Source organism: Stenotrophomonas sp. YJH_SMC_37 (assembly GCF_059370035.1).
Map to the genome: position 1 here is coordinate 17,236 of NZ_JCAFTG010000009.1, position 23,002 is coordinate 40,237.

Here is a 23,002-nt window from a genome sequence, read left to right on the forward strand (position 1 = left end):
GGTTGAGAAAAGATTTCCTATGAGCAGCAGTGTCGTTGTCGTCGGTTCCTTCAATGTCGATCACGTGTGGCGGTGCGAAACGCTGCCGGCACCGGGTGCGACCATTGCCGGCCGCTACAGCACCGGCCCCGGTGGCAAGGGCTTCAACCAGGCCGTGGCGGCCTGCCGCGCTGGTGCGGACACCCACTTCGTGTGTGCGTTGGGCGATGACGCCGGTGGCGCCACTGCGCGCGAACTGGCTGCGCACGATGGCTTCGCGCTGATCGCCGAGGCCAGCAGCGAGCCGACCGGCACCGCCGGCATCTACGTCGATGCCCGTGGCCGCAACACGATCGTGATCGGCCCCGGCGCCAATGCCGCGCTGGGCACCGATTTCCTGCAACAGCAGCAGGCCCTGCTGGCCGGTGCCAAGGTGGTGCTGGTGCAGCTGGAATCGCCGGTGCAGACCATCGAAGCGGCGCTGGCCACGGCCCGCGAGGCCGGTGTCACCACCGTGCTCAACACCGCGCCGGCCGATGCGCCCTCGACCATCGGCCTGCTCAAGCTGGCCGATGTGATCACCCCGAACGAGACCGAGTTCGCCGCCCTGCTCGGCCGCCATGTCGGCGAGCGCGTGGATGCCAACGACGTCGCGGCGCTGGATGGCGCCAGCCTGCATGCGCTGTGCCGCAAGCTGGTCGGCAACGGCACGGTGGTGGTGACCCTGGGTTCGGTGGGCGTGTTCGTCTCTCACGCCGACGAGAACCTGCGCGGCGATACCCAGCCGTACTACCGCGTCGGTGCCGAACAGGTGCAGGCCATCGACACCACCGGTGCCGGTGATGCCTTCAACGGTGCGCTGGCTGCGTCGCTGGCACAGGTGGCCGATGCACCGTTCGCCCGCCACGTGCGCTTTGCCAACCAGTTCGCCGGTCGCTCGACCGAGAAGGAAGGCGCTGCAGCGGCGATGCCGCGCTTCACCCCGGCCGACGCCGAAGCCAAGTAATTCCACGCCACGCGTGGATGACAAGGCCCGGGTGCACAGGCACCTGGGCCTTTCTTTCGCCCATTGCCCAGCCCCTGCGACCGCCTGTCGCATTGCCCACATCCTGCCCCTCGCTCACGATCCGCGCAGCTTCCTTGCACGGGCAGGACATGGACGGATTCCCCTGGTTGCTGGTCGCGGCCGCAGGCAGTGCCGCTGCGGCGCTGCTGCATATCGGCTGCATCGCCTTCGGCGCCGCGTGGTACAGGTACTTCGGTGCCGGCCAGCGCGTGGTCCGGCTGGCACAGGCCGGGCATTGGTGGCCACCGCTGATGACCGCCGGCATCACGGCCGTGCTGGTGGCCTGGACGCTGTACGCACTGGCCGCTGCGGGCTGGCATTCGCCACTGCCGGCCAGTCGTCTGGTCCTGTCGGGCATCGCCCTGCTGTTGCTGCTGCGCGCCGCGATGGGCTTCGGGCTGGCGCTGCTGCGGCCCGGCTACAACGGCCGGCGCTTCTGGATGGTCAGTTCACTGGTCTGCCTCAGCCTGGGGCTGGCCTTCGCACTGGGTACCCGCCAGGCCTGGCAGCGCCTGGGGTAGCCGCCCACCTTCGCCCGCCCTTGGGGGCGGCGGAAGCAACCGTCAAGCATCTGCTGATGCCGGTACGGCATGAGGTCGGTGCCGATCGGCCTGAACCGGGGCGCAGCCGATACGGCCGCGTCGCTGTCGGCGCCCTACAATGGGCGCATGCAGATCGGCCCGTACACCATTGCTCCGAACGTCGTGCTGGCGCCCATGGCCGGCGTCACCGACAAGCCCTTCCGCCTGCTGTGCAAACGGCTGGGCGCGGGGCTGGCCGCCTCGGAAATGACCATCAGTGACCCGCGTTTCTGGAACACGCGCAAGTCGATCCACCGCATGGATCATGATGGCGAGCCGGCCCCGATCAGCGTGCAGATCGCCGGCACCGAGCCGCAGCAGCTGGCCGAGGCCGCACGCTACAACGTCGACCACGGCGCGCAGATCATCGACATCAACATGGGCTGCCCGGCCAAGAAGGTGTGCAACGCCTGGGCCGGCTCGGCGCTGATGCGTGACGAGCAGCTGGTGGCGCGCATCCTCGAGGCCGTGGTCAACGCGGTGGACGTTCCGGTCACGCTGAAGATCCGCACCGGGTGGGACTGCGACCATCGCAATGGCCCGGTGATCGCCCGCATCGCCGAGGACAGCGGCATCGCCGCGCTGGCGGTGCATGGCCGCACCCGCGACCAGCATTACACCGGCCAGGCCGAGTACGCCACGATCGGCGAGATCAAGGCCGCGCTGCGCATTCCGGTGATCGCCAACGGCGATATCGATTCGCCGCAGAAGGCGGCATACGTGCTGCAGCAGACCGGCGTGGACGCGGTGATGATCGGCCGCTCGGCACAGGGCCGGCCGTGGATCTTCCGCGAAGTGGCGCACTTTCTGGCCACCGGCGAGGAACTGCCACCACCGTCGCTGGCGGAAGTGCGCGACATCCTGCTCGGCCACCTGCACGCACTGCATGCGTTCTATGGCGAGCCGCAGGGCGTGCGCATCGCGCGCAAGCACCTGGGCTGGTATGCCAAGGACCGGCCGGAGAATGCGGCCTTCCGCGCCGTGGTCAACCGCGCCGAAGACCCGCAGAGCCAGGTCGCGCTGACGACCGAGTACTTCGACCGCCTGATCGCCGGGGAACCGGCGTTGTCTTCGGCGGCCTGAGCCGCCAATCCTGCGTTTCCGGACAGTCGAGCCTGCTCGACGCTACAAGAGCCCGCCCCATGACCCCGCCGATCTCCTCCCCGACCTACCTGCACGGGTTCTCCGGCACCGAGCAGCAGCGCCTGATGACCCAGGCGCGCCTGCTGGAATCGAGCATCTTCGGCCAGATCGACTACAGCGGCGCGCGGCGCCTGCTGGAAGTCGGCAGCGGCGTGGGTGCGCAGACCGAGATCCTGCTGCGCCGCTTCCCCGAGCTGCACGTGACCGGTGTGGACCTGAGCGAGACCCAGCTGGCCACCGCGCGCGAGAACCTGGCGCGCACGCCGTGGTGCAGCGATCGCTACACCCTGCAGCAGGCTGACGCCGGCGAGCTCCCGTTCGAGGCACGCAGCTTCGACTCGGCGTTCCTGTGCTGGGTACTGGAGCACGTGCCGTCACCGGCGCGCGTGCTGAGCGAGGTGCGCCGGGTGCTGGCACCGGGTTCGCCGGTCTACATCACCGAGGTGATGAATGCCTCGTTCCTGCTCGACCCGTATTCGCCGCACATCTGGCGTTACTGGATGGCGTTCAACGATTTCCAGTACGACCACGGGGGCGACCCGTTCGTTGGCGCCAAGCTGGGCAACCTGCTGCTGGCCGGCGGCTTCCGCGACGTGCACACCGAGATCAAGACCATCCACCTGGACAACCGCGAACCGGCGCGGCGCAAGACGATGATCGCGTTCTGGGAGCAGCTGCTGCTGTCGGCCGCCGACCAACTGCTGCAGGCCGGCTCGGTGGACGAGGAAACCGTGGAAGGCATGCGTCGCGAGTTCCGCCTGGTGCAGAACGACCCGAATGCGGTGTTCTTCTATTCGTTCGTGCAGGGCCGCGCCACGGTGTATTGAGCCGACGCGGCACCAATGCTCCCGCATCCACGCATGGCGTGGATCTACTCGACAGCGCCGACTACGGGCGCATGCCAGATCCGCTGCCACATCGCCGCCAGCCGGCGCCCGGCATCAGCGCGCGCGGCGGGACTGCTGTAATCCGCCCGCAGCTGCTCGGGCGTGATTGGCCGCCACTGCCCGTCGACCTGCTCGGCTACGGCGAAGTTGAAGGTGTAGTCCGGCTCCAGGCCCATGCGCAGGTCGCTCAGCACCAGCCGGCCGTCCATCACCTGCGCACGCATGAAGCCACGGTTGAACCAGGTCAGCTGCTGCACCGCCGGGATGCCCCCTGCTTCGCGCAGTGCCTGCACGTTGGACGCGTGGCCTTCGAACTGCATCGGCCCATGGTCGGCCACCAGCGAGCGGTCGCCCACCACGTAGCCGTTCGGCGTCATCGCCACCACCCGCCACAGCAGGGTGTTGAACGGCATCGGCACCGAGAAGCGCGGGGCATCGCCCAGGCCCATCGCCGCCAGGCTCTGCTGGGCAGCACGGTCGACCTGGGCCTTGGCGATCAGGCCCCAGCCCAGATAGGCACTGCTGGCCAGCAACGCCACACCCAGCACCTTGCCAGCCCAGGGGCGGGCGCGGCCAAACCAGGCCAGCACGCAGCCCAGCAGCAGCCACACCGTGTAGCCGGGATCGATGATGAAGACGCTGGAGCCCATGGTCGGCTGTGGCCGCAACGGCCACCACAACTGGGTGCCGTAAACGGTGAATGCATCCAACAGCGGATGGGTGACCAGTGCCAGCTGGATCGCCCAGAACCAGCGCACCGGTGACTGCGCAACGCGGCCGTTGCCGAAGCGCTTGAACAGCCACCAGATCAGCGCTGCCACCCAGGGCAGCACCAGCAGCGAATGACTGAAGCTGCGGTGCCCGATCATGTTCGCCACGGGGTCGGCGGCGGTGAAGCCAAGCCACAGGGCATCGAGGTCCGGCAGGGTGCCGAGCGCGGCACCGGCCAACAGGGCCGCGCGGCGCTGGCCGGGCGGAGCGATGGCAGCGGCGACGGCGCCGCCGAGCACGATCTGGGTCAGGGAATCCATGGACCGATGCTAGCGGCTTGCGGGCGGTGCATGTAGAGCCGAGCCCATGCTCGGCTGCCGTTACACGCAATGAAGAGCAGCCGAGCATGGGCTCGGCTCTACATGGGGACAGACGCGGGTTACGCCGCCTGCGACAGGCGCGCGCCCGGCAGCTCCACCAGCGTCTGGCCGTTGTGGTCCAGCAGGCGCAGCGCGCCATCGTGGTCTTCGGCCAGCGCGGTCAGGCTTTCCACCCAGTCGCCGTCGTTCGCGTAGACCAGGCCATCGCGTTCAATCAACGCAGCGCGGTGGATGTGGCCACAGATGATGCCATCCAGTCCGCGACGGCGGACATCGTCCAGCCCGGCCTGCACGAAGCGTTCGATGTAGCGTTCGGCGGCGCCGCTGCGCTTCTTCAGGAATTCAGACAATGACCAGTAGCGCATCCCCAGCAGGCGCCGCACCGCGTTCAACGCCTGGTTGCCGGTCAGGATGCGGTAGTACAGCCAATCGCCGAATTTCTCCTGCAGGCCGCCGAAGTGGGTCACGCCGTCGTACTCGTCCCCATGCGCGACCAGCAGCCGGCGGCCATCGGCGGTCACGTGGATGGCGCGGCGGCGCACCTGCATCGCCGGCAGCATCAACCCGCAAACCTGGCGCAGCGAAGCATCGTGGTTGCCGGGGATGTAGACGATCTCGGTCCCGGCACGGCGCAACGCGTGCAGGGCCTGGATGACTTCGCTGTGTGACTGCCGCCAGTTGGCCCGGCGGTGCGCCATCCACCACAGGTCGATGATGTCGCCGACCAGATACAACCGTTCGCAGCGCAGCTGCGAGAGGAACCGTGCCAGCTCGGTGGCATGGCAGTGACGTGAACCCAGATGTACATCGGAGACGAACACTGCGCGCCGGTGCGGCGACAGGTTCGCCAGCGCGCTCATGCCGGCGTCCCCGCGTCGCGCAGGTAGCGTTTGCGCTTGTTCGGCCGGATCGCACACAGGTCCACTTCGATCAGGCCGTCGATCGAATCGCTGAAGTCCGGGTCCACGCCGAAGGCGAGGAAGCGCGCGCCACCGGGTTCACACAGATCGGTGTACTGGCGGTACAACGTGGGCACGCCGGTGCCGAGTGCGGCCAGGTTGGCCTTGAGCACATCGAACGCGGCGCCTGCATCCAGCTCGCCGAAACTGGGCGGCGCGGCGAAGTACTGGAACGGGCGGTTCGATTCGACCAGGCCAGCAGTACCGCTGTAATAGCGCTGGTAGTACGCCACCAGCTGCTCGCGCGCATCGCGTGGCAGCGCCGCGCTGATCGACACGGCGCCGAACAGGTAGCGGATACCCGGCCGGCACTGCAGGTAGGCGCCGATGCCCTGCCACAGGTAATCCAGGCTGCGGCTGCCCCAGTAATCGGGCACCACGAAGCTGCGGCCCAGTTCCAGGCCCTCGGCGATGTGGGTGATGGCATCGTCGGAATAGCGGAACAGCGACGCACTGTAGAGCCCGGACAGGCCGTGCCGGGCCAGCGCATGGGCGCCGCGCATGATCCGGTACGCGCCGGCGATGCGCTGCGCGGCCGCGTCCCAGATCACGATGTGCTCGTACCGCAGGTCGTAGTCGTCCAGGTCGCGGCTGCGCCCGGTACCCTCGCCCACCTGGCGGAACGTCAGTTCGCGCAGGCGGCCCAGCTCCAGCAGCAGCGGTGAATCAGCGGTACAGGTGGCCAGCAGGATCTGCTTGCCATCGGCGGTCTGGCCCAGCTGGGTCGCTGCGGCAATCCCTGCGGCGACCTGCGAGGGCGGCACCGGGGCAGCCAGCGGCTCCGGACCTGCGCAGGCAGCGGCAATACCGGCTGTGCCATTGCGGCCCAGCGCATAGAGCGCGCGGCGTACCGCCAGCAGCTGTGCGCCCGGGTCGCCGCCTTTGCCCAGCTGCATTGGCTCGCCGATGCTCAGGCGCAGCGGGCGGCCACGGCGGGTGAACATCTCGCGCGCCAGCAGCGCCGTGCCAGCCGGCTTGAACAGGGTCGAGGCGCCGTAGAACAGTGCCGAATTGCGTGCTTCCACGCGCACCGGCAGCACCGGCGCACCGGCGGCACGGGCAAAGCGGACGAACCCGCGCTGCCAGCGGCCATCGCGGATGCCGCGCAGCGACAGGCGCGAGACCTCACCTGCCGGGAACACGATCACGCACTGCTCGGCGGCCAGCGCCTCCTCCACCGCGTGCAGACTGCCGCGCTGGGCCTTGCCGCCAAGGATGCGCACCGGCAACAGCAGGTCCTGCAGTGGCGCGATGGCCCCCAACAGATCGTTGGCCACGATCCGCACGTCACGACGGATGCGGCCGACCGCGTCCAGCAGTGCGAGGGCGTCCAGCGCCCCCGAGGGGTGGTTGGCGACGATCAGCAGGCGGCCGGTGGCGGGAATCTTCGCCAGCGCGGCCGGATCCACCTGGTACTGGCCATCGATGAACTCCAGGGCGGCGGCGACGAAGCCGAATCCGCGCAATCCTGCACTGCGCTGCAGGAACGCTTCGATCTGGTCCAGGCGCGACCAGCGGCCGACACTGCGCAGCAACGGCCGTGCCAGTTGGCCCCGGCGGCCGTGGAACCAATCGGGGAAGCGTTGCTGGAGACGCTGTTCGAGTTCCTGCATGGCGGATCCACTCATGCCCGGCGGCCGGATTGGCCGACAGCCTGCGCCCGGCAGGCGGCAGCCAGATGGCGGTTTCGGGGCAGAACGATGACGGCCGGCCTGGCAGGGTCGCGGCCTGCGCGGTCCGGGGTTGGACAGCGCCGTCCGTCGTCACGCTGGTGGAACACTGGGCCTCGAGGCCGGGCCCAATCCCGTCACGACGGCCCTTGCCAGGCCTACGCGGGCTTAACCACCGGCAACCGGTACCGGTTCACAATGCACAGGCGGCGCACCCCGTGTATCATTCGCGCCCATCTTTCCATCCGAATCAAGGGATATTACGCCTGATGTCCAGCTATCTCTTCACCTCCGAGTCGGTCTCCGAAGGCCATCCGGACAAGGTTGCCGACCAGATCTCCGATGCGGTGCTGGACGCGATCCTGACCCAGGACCAGCGCGCCCGCGTGGCCTGCGAGACCATGGTCAAGACCGGTGTTGCCATCGTGGCCGGTGAAATCACCACCAGCGCCTGGATCGACCTGGAAGCACTGACCCGCAAGGTCATCACGGACATCGGCTACGACAGCTCCGACGTCGGCTTCGACGGCGCCACCTGCGGCGTGCTGAACCTGATCGGCAAGCAGTCGCCGCACATCGCCCAGGGCGTGGACCGCAAGAAGCCGGAAGAAATGGGCGCTGGCGACCAGGGCCTGATGTTCGGCTATGCCACCAACGAGACCGACAGCTACATGCCGGCCGCGATCCACCTGTCGCACCGCCTGGTCGAGCAGCAGGCCAAGATCCGCAAGAAGAAGAACTCGCCGCTGTCGTGGCTGCGCCCGGACGCCAAGAGCCAGGTCACCCTGCGCTATGAAAACGGCGTGGTCTCGGCCATCGACGCCGTGGTCCTGTCGACCCAGCATGCCCCGGGCATCAAGCAGAAGGACCTCATCGAGGCCGTCCGCGAAGAGATCATCAAGCCGGTGCTGCCGGCCAAGTGGCTGCACAAGGGCACCAAGTTCCACATCAACCCGACCGGCAAGTTCGAGATCGGTGGCCCGGTGGGCGACTGCGGCCTGACCGGCCGCAAGATCATCGTCGACACCTACGGCGGCTGGGCCCGTCACGGTGGTGGCGCCTTCTCCGGCAAGGACCCGTCCAAGGTCGACCGTTCGGCAGCCTACGCGGCCCGCTACGTCGCCAAGAACGTGGTTGCCGCCGGCCTGGCCGACCGTTGCGAAGTGCAGGTCTCCTACGCCATCGGCGTGGCTGAGCCGACCTCGATCTCGGTCACCACCTTCGGCACCGGCAAGATCAGCGACGACAAGATCGAGAAGCTGATCCGCAAGCACTTCGACCTGCGCCCGTACGGCATCATCAAGATGCTGGACCTGGTGCACCCGATGTACCAGCAGACCGCGGCCTATGGTCACTTCGGCCGCAAGCCGAAGGAGTTCAGCTACCTCAACGGCGAAGGCGAGAGCGTCAACGCCACGGCCTTCTCCTGGGAGAAGACCGATCGCGCCGCCGCCCTGCGCGCCGATGCGAAGCTGAAGTAAGAAACACGAAGGGCCGCTCACGCGGCCCTTCTGCTTTCTGTAGAGCCGAGCCCATGCTCGGCTTTCTTTTTCCTGCCACAAGAGCAGCCGAGCATGGGCTCGGCTCTACAAGAGCTACGCCACGCCGATACAATCGGCCCATGTCGACCGAACTGAAAACCCACCAGCTGTCCATGACCGTGCTGATGTCGCCGGACATGGCCAATTTCTCCGGCAAGGTCCACGGTGGCGCGATCCTGAGGCTGCTCGACCAGGTCGCCTATGCCTGTGCCAGCCGCTACGCCGGCAGCTATGTGGTCACCCTGTCGGTGGACCAGGTGATGTTCCGCCAGCCCATCGCGGTGGGCGAGCTGGTCACCTTCCTGGCCTCGGTGAACCATACCGGCACCTCGTCGATGGAGATCGGCATCAAGGTGGTGGCCGAAGACATCCTCAAGCGCAGCGTGCGCCACGCCAACAGCTGTTTCTTCACGATGGTGGCCGTGGATGAGGAAGGCCGGCCGACGCCGGTGCCAACATTGCAGCCGGTCACCTCGGACGAGAAGCGCCGCCAGGCCGCAGCGCTGATCCGCCGCCAACTGCGCCAGGAAATGGAACAGCGCCACCTGGAACTGCTGGCATCGAATCCTCCGTCGCCGGAGGAGTGAGCGTGTGCGGGGCACGCCCCGCACCCACCGAGGCAGGTAGCGCCGGGCCATGCCCGGCGGATACGCATCAACCCGTGTTCTGCACCCCCTGCGAAACTCCGTTCACGCACGCCACCAGCGCGCGCAGCAGCTCATCATCCTCGCGCCCGCTGGCCCGCCAGCGCTGCAGCAGATCCACCTGCAGCACGCTGATCGGATCGACGTAGGGATTGCGCAGGCGGATCGACAGCGCCAGCCGCGCATCATGGTCCAGCAGCGTCTTCTGGTCCATCAGCGCCAGCAGCCAGTGCCGGGTAAGTTCCAGTTCGCGCTGTACCTGCGGGAAGAAGCGCCCGTGCAGGTCGCCAGACAACAGCGAGAACTGCTCGGCGATGGTGATATCGCCCTTGGACAGCACCATCGCGATGTCGTCCAGGAAGGTGCGGAAGAACGGCCAGTCACGCGCCATTTCGCGCAGGGTCTCTTCATGGCCAGCGTCCACCGCCGCCTGCAGGCCGCTGCCCACGCCGTACCAGCCGGGAATGACGGCACGCGCCTGGCTCCAGGCAAACACCCAGGGAATCGCACGCAGGTTGCCCAGTGCCGCATCCTGGCCGAGCCGGCGCGAAGGACGCGAGCCCAGCGTCATCCGCTCGATCACGTCGATGGGTGTGGCGGTACGGAAGTAGTCCATGAAGCCGGCCTGGCCAACAAAGGCGCGATACACCTCGCTGCTGGCCGATGACACCGCGTCCATCACCGGCCGCCACGCATCCTCGCGCGGCTCGGCGGCACGCGGGCGCAGGCTGGCGCGCAGCACCGCACCGGTGGCCTGTTCCAGCGAGCGCAGGGCCAGCGCGCGGATGCCATATTTGCGATGGATCACTTCGCCCTGCTCGGTCACCCGCAGGCGGCCATCGATGCTGCCGCGCGGTGAAGCATCCACCGCGTGCGTGGTCTTCCCACCGCCACGGCTGATCGAGCCGCCACGGCCATGGAAGAAGGTCAGGCGGATGCCCGCCTCGGCCGCCACCTCCAGCAGTTCCACCTGCGCGCGCTGCAGGCCCCAGCGCGAGGCGGCGATGCCACCGTCCTTGCTGCTGTCCGAGTAGCCGAGCATCACCATCTGCACGTCGCCGCGCGCGCGCAGATGGGTGCGATACACCGGGTCGTCCAGCAGGTCGCGCAGCGTGGCGGTGCCGCGCTTGAGGTCATCCACGGTTTCAAACAGCGGCGCGATGTCCAGCGGCACCGTGTCATCGGCGTCGACCAGGCCACCACGCCGCGCCAGCGCCAGTACCGCCAGCACGTCGCTGCGGTCGTGCGCCATCGAAATGATGTAACTGCCCAGTGCATCGCCGCCATGGCGTGCGCGTGCATCAGCCAGCGCGGCAAACACCGCATCCAGCCGCTGGTTGCCTTCGTCGTCGCCCTTCGGCAACGGCGTGTCACCACTCGCATGCGGCGCCAGCAGGCGCGCACGCCCCACGGCATCGAGATCGTCCCACGCTACGTCACTGCCCAGCACCGTGGCCAGCGCACGCGCATGCACGCTCGATTCCTGGCGCACATCCAGCCGCGCCAGATGGAAGCCGAACGTCTTCACCCGCCACAGCAGACGCTGCACGGCAAAGCCGCCGGCATGTTCGCCGCGATTGGCGCGCAGGCTGTCGAGGATCAGCTGCAGATCGTCGATCAGTTCGGCGGGGCCGGCGTAGGCGCCGCTGCCATCATCCAGCGTGGCCTGCAGGCGTGCGCGCATGCGGTCGTTGAGCAGGCGGTACGGCATGTCGGCATGGCGCGGGCGCGACTGCACCTGCGGCAGCAGCTGCTGGTACTGCGCCACGCGTGCCTGCAACGCATCACTCACGCCCACTCGCTCGGTAGACTGGCTGAGCAGGCTGGCCAGCTGCAGCAGTTCCTTCTGGTAGCGCCCCAGCACTGCCTGCCGCTGTGCATCCAGCGTGTTGCGGATGGTGGTGGCATCCACGTTCGGGTTGCCGTCCATGTCGCCGCCCACCCAGGTGCCGAAGCGCAGCAGGCGCGGCAGCGGCAGTTCTTCGCCGAAGGTATCGCGCAGCGCCTGCTGCAGCGATTCGTACAGCACCGGGATCACCCGGTACAGCACCTGTACCAGATAAAAGCCGACGTGCTCGCGCTCGTCGTCCACGGTGGGCCGCACCGGCGAGGAATCGGTGGTCTGCCACGAAGCGGTCAGCGCCATGCGGAAGCGCGCGGCATCGGCGGCCGCTTCCCCCGGCGTGCGCTGGCCATCAAGGTTGTCGACCAGGCTGGCCACCATCAGCTGCTCTTTCTCCAGCAGCGCGCGGCGCACCGCTTCGGTCGGGTGCGCGGTAAACACCGGTTCGATGTCGATGCGCGGCAGCCATTGCGCCAGCTCGTCCAGCGTCACGCCCTGCGCCTTCAGGTGCTGCAGCGCATCCTGCAGGCCATCGGGCTGCGCCCCTGCGGTACCGGCACGCTGGTAGTCACGGCGGCGGCGGATGCGATGCACGCGCTCGGCGATGTTGACCACCTGGAAATAGGTGCTGAACGCCCGCACCATGGTCTCGGCCTGCTGCGGCGTGCGCCCGGCCAGCCCTTCGGCCAGCTCGGACAACGCCGCCTGGTTCTCGCGGCGGGCGATGGCGCGGGTGCGCACGTCTTCGACATCGTCGAGAAACGCGGCGGAGACCTGTTCAACCAGCAGGTCGCCGACCAGCGCGCCGAGCCGGCGCACGTCATCGCGAAGCGGAAGATCGGGAGAAGCAAACTCGATGCTGCTGCGGTACTCGTTCATCGGCGACGCACAGGCCTCGGTCAACGGATCCAGGTCCCAAGCCTAAACCAGAACGGGCAGCGTGCTGCGATGCAAAAATGGTTTCATCTGCACGTATCCATGGCGGACGCAGCCGAGCATGGGCTCGGCTCTACAAGCGTCATGGCGCGTGACACCGTGTAGCGCCCGAGCCCATGCTCGGGCGGCGGCGCAGCCGCACAGGCGGCCGCTGTTGCAGCGGCCACCCTCATGCACGTATCAGCGCTTCTTCTTCGCCTTGCCCTGCTCGGCCGGGCCAATGGTCTGCTCCAGCCAGCGCTCGCTCTCGGCCAGCATGGTCATGATCGATTCGCGTGCGCGGTAGGCATGCGATTCGTTGGGCAGCATCACCAGCCGCGCGGTGCCGCCCAGGCCCTTCACCGCGGCGAACATGCGCTCGCTCTGGATGGGGAAGGTGCCGGAGTTGTTGTCGTCCACGCCGTGGATGAAGAGGATCGGATCCTTGATCCTGTCGGCGTAGTTGAAAGGCGCCATCTTCTGGTAGACCTCCTGTGCCTGCCAGTAGTTGCGTTCCTCGGCCTGGAAGCCGAACGGGGTGAGCGTGCGGTTGTAGGCGCCGCTGCGGGCGATGCCGGCCTTGAACAGGCGGGTGTGTGCCAGCAGGTTGGCGGTCATGAACGCACCGTAGGAATGGCCGCCGATGGCGATGTGATCGCGATCGGTCACGCCACGGCGCACCACCTCATCCACCGCTGCCTGCGCGTTGGCCACCAGCTGTTCGATGTAGGTGTCGTTCGGCTCCTTGTCGCCCTCACCGATGATCGGCATCGACGGGCTGGCCAGCACCACATAGCCCTTGGCCAGGAACGCCTGCGGGCCCCAGTAGCTGACCGCGTTGAAGCGGTACGGCGAATCGGTCACCTGGCTGGCCGCAGCCGCGCTCTTGAACTCACCCGGGTAGGCCCACATCAGCAGCGGCCGTGGGCCGTCCCGCTTGGGGTCGTAGCCCGGCGGCAGCAGCAGGGTCGCGGTCAGGTCGACCCCATCCTTGCGCTTGTAGCGGATCTGCTCCTTCTGCACGCCCTTCAACTGCGGCAGCGGGTGCGCGAAATGGGTCAGCGCGCGCGGTGCCGCACCGGCATCGGCCAGCGACTGCACGTAGAAGTTGGCCGGCTCATCCGGGCTCTCGCGGCTCAGCAGCAGCGAGCTGGCCTGGTCGTCCAGCAACGCCACCGGCAGCGAATAGCTCGGCGCCTGCGAGTGGAACAGGCGCGTTGCCTTGCCCGTGGCGATGTCGAAGCGGTCCACGAACGGACGGTCGCCTTCCGGCGAAGCACCGGCACCGGCCAGGTACAGGCTGCTGCCATCGGGGCTGGTCTGCAGCAGCGAACGACCCCGCTCGTCACTGGCCAGCAGCGGCCGGCCCGGATCGGCATAGCGGTCCTGCGCGTCACGATCCCACAGCAGGCGCGGCTCGGCACCGGCGTTGTCCGGGGCGATCAGCCAGGTCTTGGTCCTGCGGGTCTTCCACCACGATTCGGTCAGCAGGGCCAGGTCACCGCGGCCCCAGCTGATGCCGGCCAGGCGGCTGCCAAGCTGGGCCAGGGTGACCGGCGGTTTGTCGAACGGCGCGGCCTGCATCAGCACCGCATCGCGCACCTTGGCGTCCCTGTTCGGGTCGCCGCCGTCCTGCGCTTCGGCCCAGACGAGGGTGGCGTCGGCATCACCGCGCCAGCTGATGTCGCGCACGCCGGTCACTTCGGCATCGTTGCCGGTCGGCAGCCCTTCCACCAGCGGGCGAACGGCGACGGTGTGCACCAGCTTGCCGCTGGCACGGTCGATCACTTCAATGCGGCGCGGGAAACTGCTCACCGGCACCACGTAGGAGTACGGGCGCTGCACCGGCTGGCGCAGCACGAAGCGGCCATCCGGCGACACCGAGAAGCCCATGAAGATGCCGGCCGCGCCGATCGCGCGGGTGCTGCCATCCAGGCCGACTTCCATTGGCTGGGTAGTGGCGTAGTAGTCGAACTGGCGTGCGTCGGCCTCGTTCTTCAGCAGGTCCTGGTAGGTACGGATCGACACCACGCCGCCGCCCTGGCTGGTCTGCTGCACGGCCGGGCCGGTCGGAATGCCATCGGCGGGCGGGGCCGCACCGAGGTTGGCCGGGCGGGTGAACACCACCAGGCCGCGGCTGTCCGGCAGCCACTGGTAGCCGCTGCCGATCACCGTGTTCAGGCCGGCAACCAGGCGGCGGGCACTGCCGCCGGCCACGTCCACCAGCCACAGTTCATTGGCGCCACTGGCAGCGTCGACCTGGTTGAAGGCAAGCCACTTCTGGTCCGGCGACCACATCACACTGGCGATCGACAGCTTGGCCGGCAGGCCGCTGATCTGCCGCTCCTTGCCGTCGGCCACGTTCATCAGCCACAGCTTCTCGCCGAAGCTGAAGCGGCTGTCGGAGAACGTGCGCGGGTTGATGCGCAGGCCAGCCAGCTTCAGTTCCGGCTGCGCCACCACCTGGATCGACGGCAGCGACGGCATCTGCATCATCGCGGCCACGTCGCGGCGCGGCGACAGGAACAGCGACGGCGCGCGCGGGGCGTCGACCACTGCCTGCAGTGCGGCCGATGGCAGTTCGTAGCCATTGACGCCCTGCGCCTGCGCCGGAGCTGGCTGCGAGGCGGCCGCCCAGGCCAGCGGGGCCACCGCCAGCAGCCCCATCGACAGGACCAGGCCGGTCCACCGCCGCGTACGGCGCGCGTGCATGCTCATCGTTCCACCTGTGTGATGCGTGAAAACACCGACCTTAACAGGCCGTGCACGCGGCCCCATCTGCCGATGGTTGGGTCATCCGGATGTCACGCCGGGGCCGCGATATAATGGGGGTTCTCCCCTGCCGAGGGGCGCTGCGACCGGATCCCACGAGGCCCGGCCAGGCTCGGTAAGGTGGCTTTGTAACAACGGCGCCCGGCTAGATGCGAGCATCCGCTCGCCCACAACCGGAGCACACGAATGAACGCTGTTGCCAAGACCTTCTCCACCGAAGGTGACTACAAGATCCGCGATATCACGCTGGCCGACTGGGGCCGCAAGGAACTGGACATCGCCGAGCACGAAATGCCGGGCCTGATGTCGATCCGCCGCAAGTACCAGGCCGAGCTGCCGCTGAAGGGCGTGCGCGTGACCGGCTCGTTGCACATGACCATCCAGACCGCCGTGCTGATCGAGACCCTGAAGGACATCGGCGCCGACGTGCGCTGGGCCTCGTGCAACATCTTCTCGACCCAGGACCACGCGGCCGCCGCCATTGCCGCCACCGGCACCCCGGTGTTTGCCTGGAAGGGCGAGACCCTGGAAGAGTACTGGGACTGCACCCTGGACGCGCTGACCTTCACCCTGGCCGATGGCACCCTGACCGGCCCGGAGCTGGTCGTGGACGACGGCGGTGACGTGACCCTGCTGATCCACAAGGGCTACGAGCTGGAAAACGGCAGCGACTGGGTCAACACCGCCTCCGCCTCGCACGAAGAACAGGTCATCAAGAACCTGCTCAAGCGCGTGGCCAAGGAGCGCCCCGGTTACTGGGGCCGCGTGGTCAAGGACTGGAAGGGTGTCTCCGAGGAGACCACCACCGGCGTGCACCGCCTGTACCAGCTGGCCCAGGCCGGCACCCTGCTGATCCCGGCGATCAACGTCAACGACTCGGTCACCAAGAGCAAGTTCGACAACCTGTACGGCTGCCGCGAGTCGCTGGCCGACGGCCTGAAGCGCGCGATGGACGTGATGCTGGCCGGCAAGGTGGCCGTGGTCTGCGGCTACGGCGACGTCGGCAAGGGCTGCGCGGCCTCGCTGCGTGCCTACGGTGCGCGCGTGATCGTCACCGAGATCGACCCGATCTGCGCCCTGCAGGCGGCGATGGAAGGCTATGAGGTCAACACCATCGAATCGACCTTGGGCCGTGCCGACCTGTACGTCACCACCACCGGCAACCGCGACATCATCCGCATCGAGCACCTGAGCGCGATGAAGGACCAGGCCATCGTCTGCAACATCGGCCACTTCGACAACGAGATCCAGGTCGACGCACTGGTGTCCTACCCGGGCATCAAGCACGTCAACATCAAGCCGCAGGTGGACAAGTACATCTTCCCGAACGGCAACGCGATCTTCCTGCTGGCCGAAGGCCGCTTGGTGAACCTGGGCTGCGCCACCGGCCACCCGAGCTTCGTGATGTCCAACAGCTTCGCCAACCAGACCTTGGCGCAGATCGACCTGTGGGCGAACAAGGACAGCTACGAGAAGAAGGTCTACCTGCTGCCGAAGAAGCTGGACGAGGAAGTGGCGCGCCTGCACCTGGAAAAGATCGGCGTAAAGCTCACCACCCTGACCCAGGAACAGGCCGACTACATCGGCGTGCCGGTGGAAGGCCCGTTCAAGCCGGACCACTATCGCTACTGATGCCTGCAGGGTGCCGGACAGCGGCCGGCACTACCGGTGCATGCGACACGGACGGGCGCCTTCGGGCGCCCGTTCTGCGTTGGCGTGTGGTCGTACACCCCGCATCCAATCCCCACTGGTAGATCCACGCCATGCGTGGATGCTCCGGCAGTAGCTTCGGTCAAGGCAACGCGCCCAGCGCGCGCTACGATGCAGCCATGACCCCGGCCATCAACCTGCTCAAGCGCGAGAAGATCGCCCACACCGTGCGCAGCTACGTGCACGACGCCCACGCCGAATCCTATGGCGGCGAAGCCGTGGACAAGCTCGGCCTCGATCCAGCCCAGGTGTTCAAGACCCTGCTGGCCAGCACCGAGACACACGAACTGCTGGTGGCGATCGTACCGGTGGCCGGCCAGCTGGACCTGAAGGCACTGGCCGAAGCGGCCGACTGCAAGAAGTGCGAGATGGCTGCTGCTGACGCCGCGCAGCGCGCGACCGGTTACCTGGTCGGTGGCATCAGCCCGCTCGGGCAGAAGAAACGCCTGCGCACCTTCCTGGATGCCAGCGCTCAGGCATTGCCCGCGCTGCATGTCAGCGCCGGTCGCCGCGGCCTGGAAGTGGAACTGGCTCCGGCTGACCTGCTGCGCCTCACCGCCGGCCACTACGCTGCCATCGGCAAGTCTCGCTGATGCGCTGGCCGTGGTCTGCAGCACCGATTCCCCGTCTCGACGATGCACAGGCCGATGTGCTGTTGCAGGACCTGCTGTCGCGCGACGCAACGCGCATCACCGATGCCGCACGTAGCGTCGCACGGCTGTTCAGTGCCTCATCGTTGGACACGTTGGCCACACATGTCGACCTGATCGAACGCAGCTGCGAGGGCATCGCCCTGGGCGGCATGCTGATCAGCAACCAGGCACACCTCAAGGCGGGCCTGCAACGGCTACGCTACTGGCAGGCGCGTAAGGGATGCCTGTGTGCGCTCAACCCCGGCTACCCGTTCTTCGATCCGCGTCGCCTGATCGAACAAGGGCAGATGCAGCTGCTCTCGTTGCAGGAGGCCGAGGATGGTTGGGGCGATTGCCACACCGTTGCCTGCACGCAATGCGGCCAGCATTGGCAGGCCATCGACCGCGAGTACCATTACCCGTGGTGGGAATGGAAAGCTGCCTGAAGGCCAAGCAGCCACGCATGGCGTGGCTCTACTGCGGTCCGCACATTCACGCGATGCGTGGATGGCAAATATTGCTCACGGCCGCCAGTTCGCGTTGTTCTCCCAGAACTCGACAGAACGCCGGTACGCCTCACGGTCCAGCGGCACGCCGGAGCCGCCCTCCTCCACGCCCAGCGCATTGCGCATCATCGTGATCGGCGCCATTGGCACCTCTTCCGGTTCGGCGGTGTAGATGCAGCCGACGATGCCCCAGTCGGCCTCGATCGGCGAACCTTCCCTGGCCAGCTGCTCGGCGCTGTACAGGATCACCACCAGGTAGTTCGCACGCGGCGATTCCACGCCCTCGAACCAACGCACCAGCACCGGCAATTCCTCGCGGTTGCGCGCTTCGTAACCACTGCGCAGCAGGTGGCGGTTGGCCTCGGTGACCGGCACCGTCAGGCAGCGCGTGCTGGTCCAGTTCTCGTAGACGAACAGCTTGCAGAACGGGGCGTAGCCGTCGAGTACCTTCAGTGGCGCATGCGCATTGAGATGTGCCTCGAACTGCTCGGCGGTGCAGTCCTGGATGGTGTTGCCACGCGGCACGCGCGGGAACAGGCGGGGACGGGCGAAATCGGTGAGGACGATGGACATGGCGCAGGTGTGATCAGGAGTTCTGCTGCACAGGGTAACCGCTGGCAGCCCCTACAACGCCATCCGCTCGCGCAGTTCACGTGCCTGCCGCCGCGATACCTCCACCTCGCTGCCGTCGTCCAGCGTCAGGTCGTAGCCATCTGCAATGCTGGGCGTCACGCCACGAATGCGGCGCAGGTTGACCAGCGTGTTGCGGTTGGCGCGGAAGAACAACTCCGGCGGCAGGCGTGCTTCCAGCGCGCTCAGGCTGCGGGTCAGCAGGGCGTTCTGGTCGCGGAACCATAGCCGTGTGTAGTTGCCATCCACCACCAGCCGACGGATCTCCGAGACCGCGACGAACCAGCAGCGTTCGCCCTCGCGCACGAACACCTGGTCCTGCGCGCCCAGCGTGCTGCGCGGCTCCGGCGTTTCGCCCGCCACCACCTCGCGCTGGCGCGCCCGCTGCAACGCTTCCAGCAAGCGCGGCGCCTCGACCGGCTTCACCAGATAGTCCAGCGCATTGGCCTGGAAGGCGCGCACCGCGTAGGTGTCGTAGGCAGTAACGAACACCACCGCCGGCACCGCCTCCAACCCATCCAGCACATCGAAGCCGCTGCCGGAGGGCATCTGTACATCCAGCAGCACCAGGTCCGGGGCCAGTGTGGCGATCGCCTCGCGTGCAGCGGGCACATCGTCGGCCTCGCCCACGCACTGCACCCACGGCAGCGCCGACAACAGCGTGCGCAGCTCCTGGCGCGCCAGCCGTGCATCATCAACGATCAACACACGCAGCATGGCACTCATTGCGGAATCTCCAGCAGGGCCTGCATGCGGTCGCCGACCGGCTGCAACATGAAACTCCCCTGCGTGCCAAGCTGCGCACGCAGGTAGGCAAGGCCGACGCCATGGCCATGGGTGGGCTCGTTGGCGCCGCCCAGCGGATTGTCCACCTGCAGGCGCAGTACGTCATTGTCCAGCGTGGCCCGGATCTCTATCCCGCCGCCGCCCGGGCGGCTGGCGATGCCATGCTTGATCGCGTTTTCCACCAGCAGCTGCAGCGCCATCGCCGGCAGCTGTGCCTGCAGGGCGTCGGCATCGATCTGCCGGTTCACCTGCAGGCGCTGTTCGAAGTGGACTGCCTCGATGGCCAGGTAGTCGTCCACGACCGCCAGTTCCTCGGCCAGCGTGACCTGCTCGCTGCGGTTGTTCGCCAGCGCCTGCCGCAGCGTGCGCGACAGGCGGGTGACCATGTCGCGGGCCCGCTCGGGATCTTCCAGGATCAGCGCGCGCAGGTTGTTCAGCGCATTGAACATGAAGTGCGGGTTGAGCCGTGCGCGCAGTGCATCGCGCTCCAGTGCGCTGCGTTCGGCTTCGGCTCGCAGCCGGGCCAGTTCACTGTGGCGCGCCCGGCGCAGACCGTGCAGGCCGGCCCACAGGCCGGTCCACATCAGCAGGAACAGCGCGGTGTTCATCCAGTACACCAGCAGCGAAGACCATCGGTAATCCGCGTGGCCACCGGGCAGCTGCACCCAGCCCAGTGCCAGCGCCGGCAGCAGCAGCGCCGCCGTCATCGCCTGTGCGACGCTGGCACCGGCCACCACACCGGCGGCCAATTTCAACACCAGGCTGCCCAGGCTCCCCTCCCACCAGCGCTGGCGCAGCGCCACCGCGCGCAGCATGCCGCTGCACAGCCACAGGCAGGCGGCCACGCTGACGGTGATCAACACGATGCCGCTGAACACCACGCCGCCGCCGATCCGCATCCCCGCCCACAGCCCGTACATCGCATAACCCGCCCATGCCAATGCATTGAGCGTCCAGAAACGGCGGGATGAGGTGGTGGCGTCCATGCGGGCTCTCGGCGAGGACAAGGGTCAGGGGTGCGCGGCGAGGAAACGCTGCACCTGCTCCTGCAGACAGCGCGGATCATCCCACATCAGGAAGTGGAACCCCTGCGCGCTCATCGCGATCTGCACGCCCTGCAGTTTCGCGTACTGCGCCTGGAACACCGCGCGCGTGCTGTCCTCGGTGCCGCCCATCGGCTGGTAGCCGGCCCAGCTGCCCAGCACCAGTGTCGGTGCGGTGATCGAGGCGATGCTGTCGCGCAGGTCAGTGGTCATCACCGCATGCATGGCGTCAGCGGTGGTCTGGCGGTCGCTGGCTTCGCCCCAGCGCCCCAGTTCGGCCTGCCGCTGCGGATCGCGGGTCATGCCCGGCAGGCCGGCTTTCAGCTGCGCCTGCCACTGCGCGACATCGGCGGCGAGCATGCCCTTGCGCAGCTGGTCGGCCATCGGCCGCACGCTGTCTGCGGTGGCGTTCGGGTCACGCGCGGCCGGCAGGAACGGCAATGCATCGACCACCACCAGCGCGCTGACTGCCTTCGGCTCGGCCTGCGCCATCTGCAGCCCCAGCAGGCCGCCAAGACTGTGGCCGATCACCACCACCGGGCCCAGCTGTTGGTCATGCAGGTAGGCCAGCAGCTGCCCGCGCATCGCCGTCAGGAATTCGGCCGGGCGCGGGTCGGCAGGCGCAGCGCCGGCAAAGCCCGGCAGCTGCACCAGATGGCACTGCACGTCCTTCAGCGCCAGGCAGGTCTCGCGCCAGACCTCGGCGCTGCTGTTCAGGCCGGGGATCATCAGCAGCGGACGGCCCTTGCCGACCACCTCGACCTGCACCTTGCCGGTGCCGGTGGCGGCCGCCGCATGGGCCGAACCGGAGCCGAGCACGGCCATCGCCATGCCGATCATCGCCAGCCGGGCCAGCGCCTTCATTGCGTACCAGAGTGCCAGGAAGATCTTCATCGTCTGCTCCTTCATGGGATGGGTGGCGCCGGGATGGGAGCAGCGTGGGCCCGGCCGACGCATGCCGGTTGCGATTTCGGAGCAGCGGCCGGACGGCGGGGCGAACGGTCGCGGGTTGGGGACGGCAGGCCCTCACGCAATCTTCAAGCATCCATCTTGATGAAGAGATATACTGCTTAGCACCGACCGCCGCCATCCGCGCCATGACCGCCATCAGCTTCGAGTTCTATCCGCCCAAGACCGACGAACAGCGCAGCCAGCTGGACCGTGCTGCGGCCAAGCTGAAGGACTACGCCCCCGAATACGTGTCGTGTACCTTCGGCGCCGGTGGCTCGACCCTGAGCTACACCTCCGAGACCGTGCGCCACCTCAACCAGCACCATGGGTTCGATGCCGCGCCGCACCTGTCGTGCGTGGGCGGCACCCGCCAGGAGATCCGCGAGCTGCTCAAGCTGTACCGCGCCATCGGCTGCCGCCGCTTGGTCGCGCTGCGTGGCGACCTGCCCTCGGGCATGGGCTTTCCCGGCGACATGCGCTATGCCGCCGAACTGATCGCCTTCATCCGCGCCGAACACGGCGATGCGTTCCACATCGAAGTGGGCGCGTATCCGGAGACGCATCCGCAGGCCTCCGATTCGCTGGCTGACCTGAAGCACTTCAAGGCCAAGATCGATGCCGGTGCCGATGCGGCCATCACCCAGTATTTCTTCAATCCGGACGCGTACTTCCATTTCGTCGATGAAGTGCGGCGGCTGGGCGTGCAGGTGCCGATCACGCCGGGCATCATGCCGATCGCCAACTTCAGCCAGCTGCGCCGCTTCTCCGAACAGTGTGGTGCGGAGATTCCGCGCTGGATCAGTCGCAAGATGCAGGCCTATGGCGATGATGCGGAGTCGGTGCGTGCATTCGGCACGGAAGTGGTGGCCCGGCTGTGCCAGCGCCTGATCGAAGGCGGCGCGCCCGGCCTGCACTTCTACACGCTGAACCTGGCCAAGCCGACCACCTCGGTGCTGAGGCTGCTGCAGGGCTGAAAGCACGCCGCGCGAGCATGATCGGCGTTACCCTGCGGGCATGATCCGGCTTTCCTTCCTGCTGTTGCTGCTGCCGCTGTGCGTGCTGTCGAGCGTCGCCCACGCACAGTCCACGCGCCTGAACCGCTGCACCGATGCGCAGGGCCAAAGCGTGTATACCGACCGACCCTGCGACAGTGTGGGCGCGCGGTCGCGGGTGCCACCGCCTGCGCCCAGCGGCAACATCCTGCAGCGCGATACCCTGGGGGCACGCTGCCCGCGGCGGCTGAGTGAACTGGTGGACGCATTGCGCAACGGCATCGTCAGCAATGATGTGAACCGGCTGTCCTCGCTGTACCTGTGGGGCGCGGTCTCCGATGCGGGCGCGCAGCGAATCCTGGGTCAACTGGAATCGCTGGTGCGGCGGCCGCTGGTGGACGTCGTGCCGGTGTATCCAGGACAGGGCCAGGACGCAGTGACTGACGAGGGCCAGGGCCCTGCTGCGCAGGGATCCGCCCCTGAGCCGACGGCTGTTCGCCATCCGGTCGGCCTGCGCCTGGAGCAGACCCTGCCAGGCAGCGTGGCGCGTGCCTCGACGGTGGTGGGATTACGGCGGCAGTACGGGTGTTTCTGGATCACGTTGTGATCGCGGGCATCCATCCACGCATGGCGTGGATCTACTGCTTCCATTCCACAGGGT

General features: G+C 67.7%; 20 protein-coding genes and 1 riboswitch. Of the genes, 11 read left to right on the plus strand and 9 right to left on the minus strand.

Annotation, left to right across the window (positions count from 1 at the left end):
- Positions 1-19: 19 nt before the first annotated feature.
- From AC5P8J_RS13695 to AC5P8J_RS13710, 4 genes are all read left to right on the plus strand, one after another.
- A complete protein-coding gene (locus AC5P8J_RS13695; RefSeq protein ID WP_019661097.1) occupies positions 20-985 on the plus strand; it encodes a ribokinase in 966 nt (321 codons plus the stop codon).
- Positions 986-1,134: 149 nt separating this feature from the next.
- A complete protein-coding gene (locus tag AC5P8J_RS13700) occupies positions 1,135-1,566 on the plus strand; it encodes a hypothetical protein (protein ID WP_021203449.1) in 432 nt (143 codons plus the stop codon).
- Positions 1,567-1,713: 147 nt separating this feature from the next.
- Positions 1,714-2,709 carry a tRNA dihydrouridine synthase DusB gene (gene dusB, locus AC5P8J_RS13705; protein WP_049453467.1) on the plus strand — a complete coding sequence of 332 codons (996 nt, stop codon included), beginning with the start codon at positions 1,714-1,716 and terminating at the stop codon, positions 2,707-2,709.
- A 59-nt stretch (positions 2,710-2,768) separates the two neighbouring features.
- On the plus strand, positions 2,769-3,596 hold the full coding sequence (locus tag AC5P8J_RS13710; RefSeq protein WP_005415318.1) for a class I SAM-dependent methyltransferase: 828 nt from the start codon (positions 2,769-2,771) through the stop codon (positions 3,594-3,596).
- Positions 3,597-3,640: 44 nt separating this feature from the next.
- On the opposite strand, the gene AC5P8J_RS13715 is transcribed toward AC5P8J_RS13710, so the two are convergent.
- The 3 genes from AC5P8J_RS13715 to olsF form a co-directional block, all read right to left on the minus strand.
- On the minus strand, positions 3,641-4,687 hold the full coding sequence (locus tag AC5P8J_RS13715) for a metal-dependent hydrolase (RefSeq protein WP_494540266.1): 1,047 nt from the start codon (positions 4,685-4,687) through the stop codon (positions 3,641-3,643).
- 119 nt (positions 4,688-4,806) lie between these two features.
- Entirely contained in the window at positions 4,807-5,607 is an 801-nt protein-coding gene (locus tag AC5P8J_RS13720; RefSeq protein WP_019338088.1) for a UDP-2,3-diacylglucosamine diphosphatase, read from the minus strand.
- Positions 5,604-7,319 (minus strand): bifunctional ornithine lipid synthase OlsF, encoded by a 1,716-nt coding sequence (olsF, locus tag AC5P8J_RS13725; RefSeq protein WP_043398002.1) that lies wholly within the window; start codon positions 7,317-7,319, stop codon positions 5,604-5,606. Before olsF ends, AC5P8J_RS13720 begins: the two co-directional genes overlap by 4 nt.
- Before the next feature lie 326 nt (positions 7,320-7,645).
- Here olsF and metK point away from each other — a divergent pair, with 326 nt between their 5' ends.
- Positions 7,646-8,857, plus strand: a complete 1,212-nt coding sequence (gene metK / locus AC5P8J_RS13730; RefSeq protein ID WP_494540263.1) for a methionine adenosyltransferase — start codon at positions 7,646-7,648, stop codon at positions 8,855-8,857.
- Between the two features lie 140 nt (positions 8,858-8,997).
- Positions 8,998-9,504, plus strand: a complete 507-nt coding sequence (locus AC5P8J_RS13735; RefSeq protein ID WP_019661090.1) for an acyl-CoA thioesterase — start codon at positions 8,998-9,000, stop codon at positions 9,502-9,504.
- Positions 9,505-9,571: 67 nt separating this feature from the next.
- On the opposite strand, the gene ppc is transcribed toward AC5P8J_RS13735, so the two are convergent.
- Together ppc and AC5P8J_RS13745 are read right to left on the minus strand one after the other, a co-directional pair.
- The gene (gene ppc / locus AC5P8J_RS13740; protein WP_134731301.1) at positions 9,572-12,283 is read right to left on the minus strand and encodes a phosphoenolpyruvate carboxylase; all 2,712 of its coding nucleotides are present in this window, start codon (positions 12,281-12,283) and stop codon (positions 9,572-9,574) included.
- Between the two features lie 237 nt (positions 12,284-12,520).
- On the minus strand, positions 12,521-15,037 hold the full coding sequence (locus tag AC5P8J_RS13745; protein WP_134731250.1) for a S9 family peptidase: 2,517 nt from the start codon (positions 15,035-15,037) through the stop codon (positions 12,521-12,523).
- A 120-nt stretch (positions 15,038-15,157) separates the two neighbouring features.
- Positions 15,158-15,241, plus strand: a riboswitch (S-adenosyl-L-homocysteine riboswitch).
- A gap of 36 nt (positions 15,242-15,277) precedes the next feature.
- On the opposite strand from AC5P8J_RS13745, the gene ahcY reads away from it, so the two are divergent.
- From ahcY to AC5P8J_RS13760, 3 genes are all read left to right on the plus strand, one after another.
- Positions 15,278-16,723 carry an adenosylhomocysteinase gene (ahcY, locus tag AC5P8J_RS13750; protein WP_019661087.1) on the plus strand — a complete coding sequence of 482 codons (1,446 nt, stop codon included), beginning with the start codon at positions 15,278-15,280 and terminating at the stop codon, positions 16,721-16,723.
- A 197-nt stretch (positions 16,724-16,920) separates the two neighbouring features.
- Entirely contained in the window at positions 16,921-17,394 is a 474-nt protein-coding gene (ybaK, locus tag AC5P8J_RS13755; RefSeq protein ID WP_134731248.1) for a Cys-tRNA(Pro) deacylase, read from the plus strand.
- Positions 17,394-17,879 carry a hypothetical protein gene (locus tag AC5P8J_RS13760; RefSeq protein WP_134731246.1) on the plus strand — a complete coding sequence of 162 codons (486 nt, stop codon included), beginning with the start codon at positions 17,394-17,396 and terminating at the stop codon, positions 17,877-17,879. The genes ybaK and AC5P8J_RS13760 overlap by 1 nt, the downstream gene beginning before the upstream one ends.
- A gap of 75 nt (positions 17,880-17,954) precedes the next feature.
- Here AC5P8J_RS13760 and AC5P8J_RS13765 read toward each other — a convergent pair whose 3' ends face one another.
- Genes AC5P8J_RS13765 through AC5P8J_RS13780 form a run of 4 tightly spaced genes read right to left on the minus strand, consistent with a single transcriptional unit; the run spans position 17,955 to position 21,292 of the window.
- Positions 17,955-18,512, minus strand: a complete 558-nt coding sequence (locus AC5P8J_RS13765) for a DUF3228 family protein (protein WP_134731244.1) — start codon at positions 18,510-18,512, stop codon at positions 17,955-17,957.
- A 51-nt stretch (positions 18,513-18,563) separates the two neighbouring features.
- Positions 18,564-19,295 (minus strand): LytR/AlgR family response regulator transcription factor, encoded by a 732-nt coding sequence (locus AC5P8J_RS13770; RefSeq protein ID WP_134731242.1) that lies wholly within the window; start codon positions 19,293-19,295, stop codon positions 18,564-18,566.
- On the minus strand, positions 19,292-20,341 hold the full coding sequence (locus tag AC5P8J_RS13775; protein ID WP_134731240.1) for a sensor histidine kinase: 1,050 nt from the start codon (positions 20,339-20,341) through the stop codon (positions 19,292-19,294). Before AC5P8J_RS13775 ends, AC5P8J_RS13770 begins: the two co-directional genes overlap by 4 nt.
- Before the next feature lie 24 nt (positions 20,342-20,365).
- Positions 20,366-21,292, minus strand: a complete 927-nt coding sequence (locus AC5P8J_RS13780) for an alpha/beta fold hydrolase (RefSeq protein WP_134731238.1) — start codon at positions 21,290-21,292, stop codon at positions 20,366-20,368.
- A 203-nt stretch (positions 21,293-21,495) separates the two neighbouring features.
- Here AC5P8J_RS13780 and metF point away from each other — a divergent pair, with 203 nt between their 5' ends.
- Both metF and AC5P8J_RS13790 read left to right on the plus strand, forming a co-directional pair.
- Positions 21,496-22,323, plus strand: coding sequence for a methylenetetrahydrofolate reductase [NAD(P)H] (metF, locus tag AC5P8J_RS13785; RefSeq protein WP_164145421.1), 828 nt, complete (start codon positions 21,496-21,498; stop codon positions 22,321-22,323).
- A gap of 40 nt (positions 22,324-22,363) precedes the next feature.
- Positions 22,364-22,948: a DUF4124 domain-containing protein gene (locus AC5P8J_RS13790; RefSeq protein WP_058980414.1), complete on the plus strand. Its 585-nt coding sequence runs from the start codon at positions 22,364-22,366 to the stop codon at positions 22,946-22,948.
- The last annotated feature ends 54 nt before the right edge of the window (positions 22,949-23,002 follow it).

What these genes read in the sequence shown, in the direction of transcription:
- AC5P8J_RS13695 (WP_019661097.1), top strand. Translation starts at nt 20, where the DNA reads ATGAGCAGCAGTGTCGTTGTCGTCGGTTCCTTCAATGTCGATCACGTG.
- AC5P8J_RS13700 (WP_021203449.1), top strand. Translation starts at nt 1,135, where the DNA reads ATGGACGGATTCCCCTGGTTGCTGGTCGCGGCCGCAGGCAGTGCCGCT.
- dusB (WP_049453467.1), top strand. Translation starts at nt 1,714, where the DNA reads ATGCAGATCGGCCCGTACACCATTGCTCCGAACGTCGTGCTGGCGCCC.
- AC5P8J_RS13710 (WP_005415318.1), top strand. Translation starts at nt 2,769, where the DNA reads ATGACCCCGCCGATCTCCTCCCCGACCTACCTGCACGGGTTCTCCGGC.
- AC5P8J_RS13715 (WP_494540266.1), bottom strand. Translation starts at nt 4,687, where the DNA reads ATGGATTCCCTGACCCAGATCGTGCTCGGCGGCGCCGTCGCCGCTGCC.
- AC5P8J_RS13720 (WP_019338088.1), bottom strand. Translation starts at nt 5,607, where the DNA reads ATGAGCGCGCTGGCGAACCTGTCGCCGCACCGGCGCGCAGTGTTCGTC.
- olsF (WP_043398002.1), bottom strand. Translation starts at nt 7,319, where the DNA reads ATGCAGGAACTCGAACAGCGTCTCCAGCAACGCTTCCCCGATTGGTTC.
- metK (WP_494540263.1), top strand. Translation starts at nt 7,646, where the DNA reads ATGTCCAGCTATCTCTTCACCTCCGAGTCGGTCTCCGAAGGCCATCCG.
- AC5P8J_RS13735 (WP_019661090.1), top strand. Translation starts at nt 8,998, where the DNA reads ATGTCGACCGAACTGAAAACCCACCAGCTGTCCATGACCGTGCTGATG.
- ppc (WP_134731301.1), bottom strand. Translation starts at nt 12,283, where the DNA reads ATGAACGAGTACCGCAGCAGCATCGAGTTTGCTTCTCCCGATCTTCCG.
- AC5P8J_RS13745 (WP_134731250.1), bottom strand. Translation starts at nt 15,037, where the DNA reads ATGAGCATGCACGCGCGCCGTACGCGGCGGTGGACCGGCCTGGTCCTG.
- ahcY (WP_019661087.1), top strand. Translation starts at nt 15,278, where the DNA reads ATGAACGCTGTTGCCAAGACCTTCTCCACCGAAGGTGACTACAAGATC.
- ybaK (WP_134731248.1), top strand. Translation starts at nt 16,921, where the DNA reads ATGACCCCGGCCATCAACCTGCTCAAGCGCGAGAAGATCGCCCACACC.
- AC5P8J_RS13760 (WP_134731246.1), top strand. Translation starts at nt 17,394, where the DNA reads ATGCGCTGGCCGTGGTCTGCAGCACCGATTCCCCGTCTCGACGATGCA.
- AC5P8J_RS13765 (WP_134731244.1), bottom strand. Translation starts at nt 18,512, where the DNA reads ATGTCCATCGTCCTCACCGATTTCGCCCGTCCCCGCCTGTTCCCGCGC.
- AC5P8J_RS13770 (WP_134731242.1), bottom strand. Translation starts at nt 19,295, where the DNA reads ATGAGTGCCATGCTGCGTGTGTTGATCGTTGATGATGCACGGCTGGCG.
- AC5P8J_RS13775 (WP_134731240.1), bottom strand. Translation starts at nt 20,341, where the DNA reads ATGGACGCCACCACCTCATCCCGCCGTTTCTGGACGCTCAATGCATTG.
- AC5P8J_RS13780 (WP_134731238.1), bottom strand. Translation starts at nt 21,292, where the DNA reads ATGAAGATCTTCCTGGCACTCTGGTACGCAATGAAGGCGCTGGCCCGG.
- metF (WP_164145421.1), top strand. Translation starts at nt 21,496, where the DNA reads ATGACCGCCATCAGCTTCGAGTTCTATCCGCCCAAGACCGACGAACAG.
- AC5P8J_RS13790 (WP_058980414.1), top strand. Translation starts at nt 22,364, where the DNA reads ATGATCCGGCTTTCCTTCCTGCTGTTGCTGCTGCCGCTGTGCGTGCTG.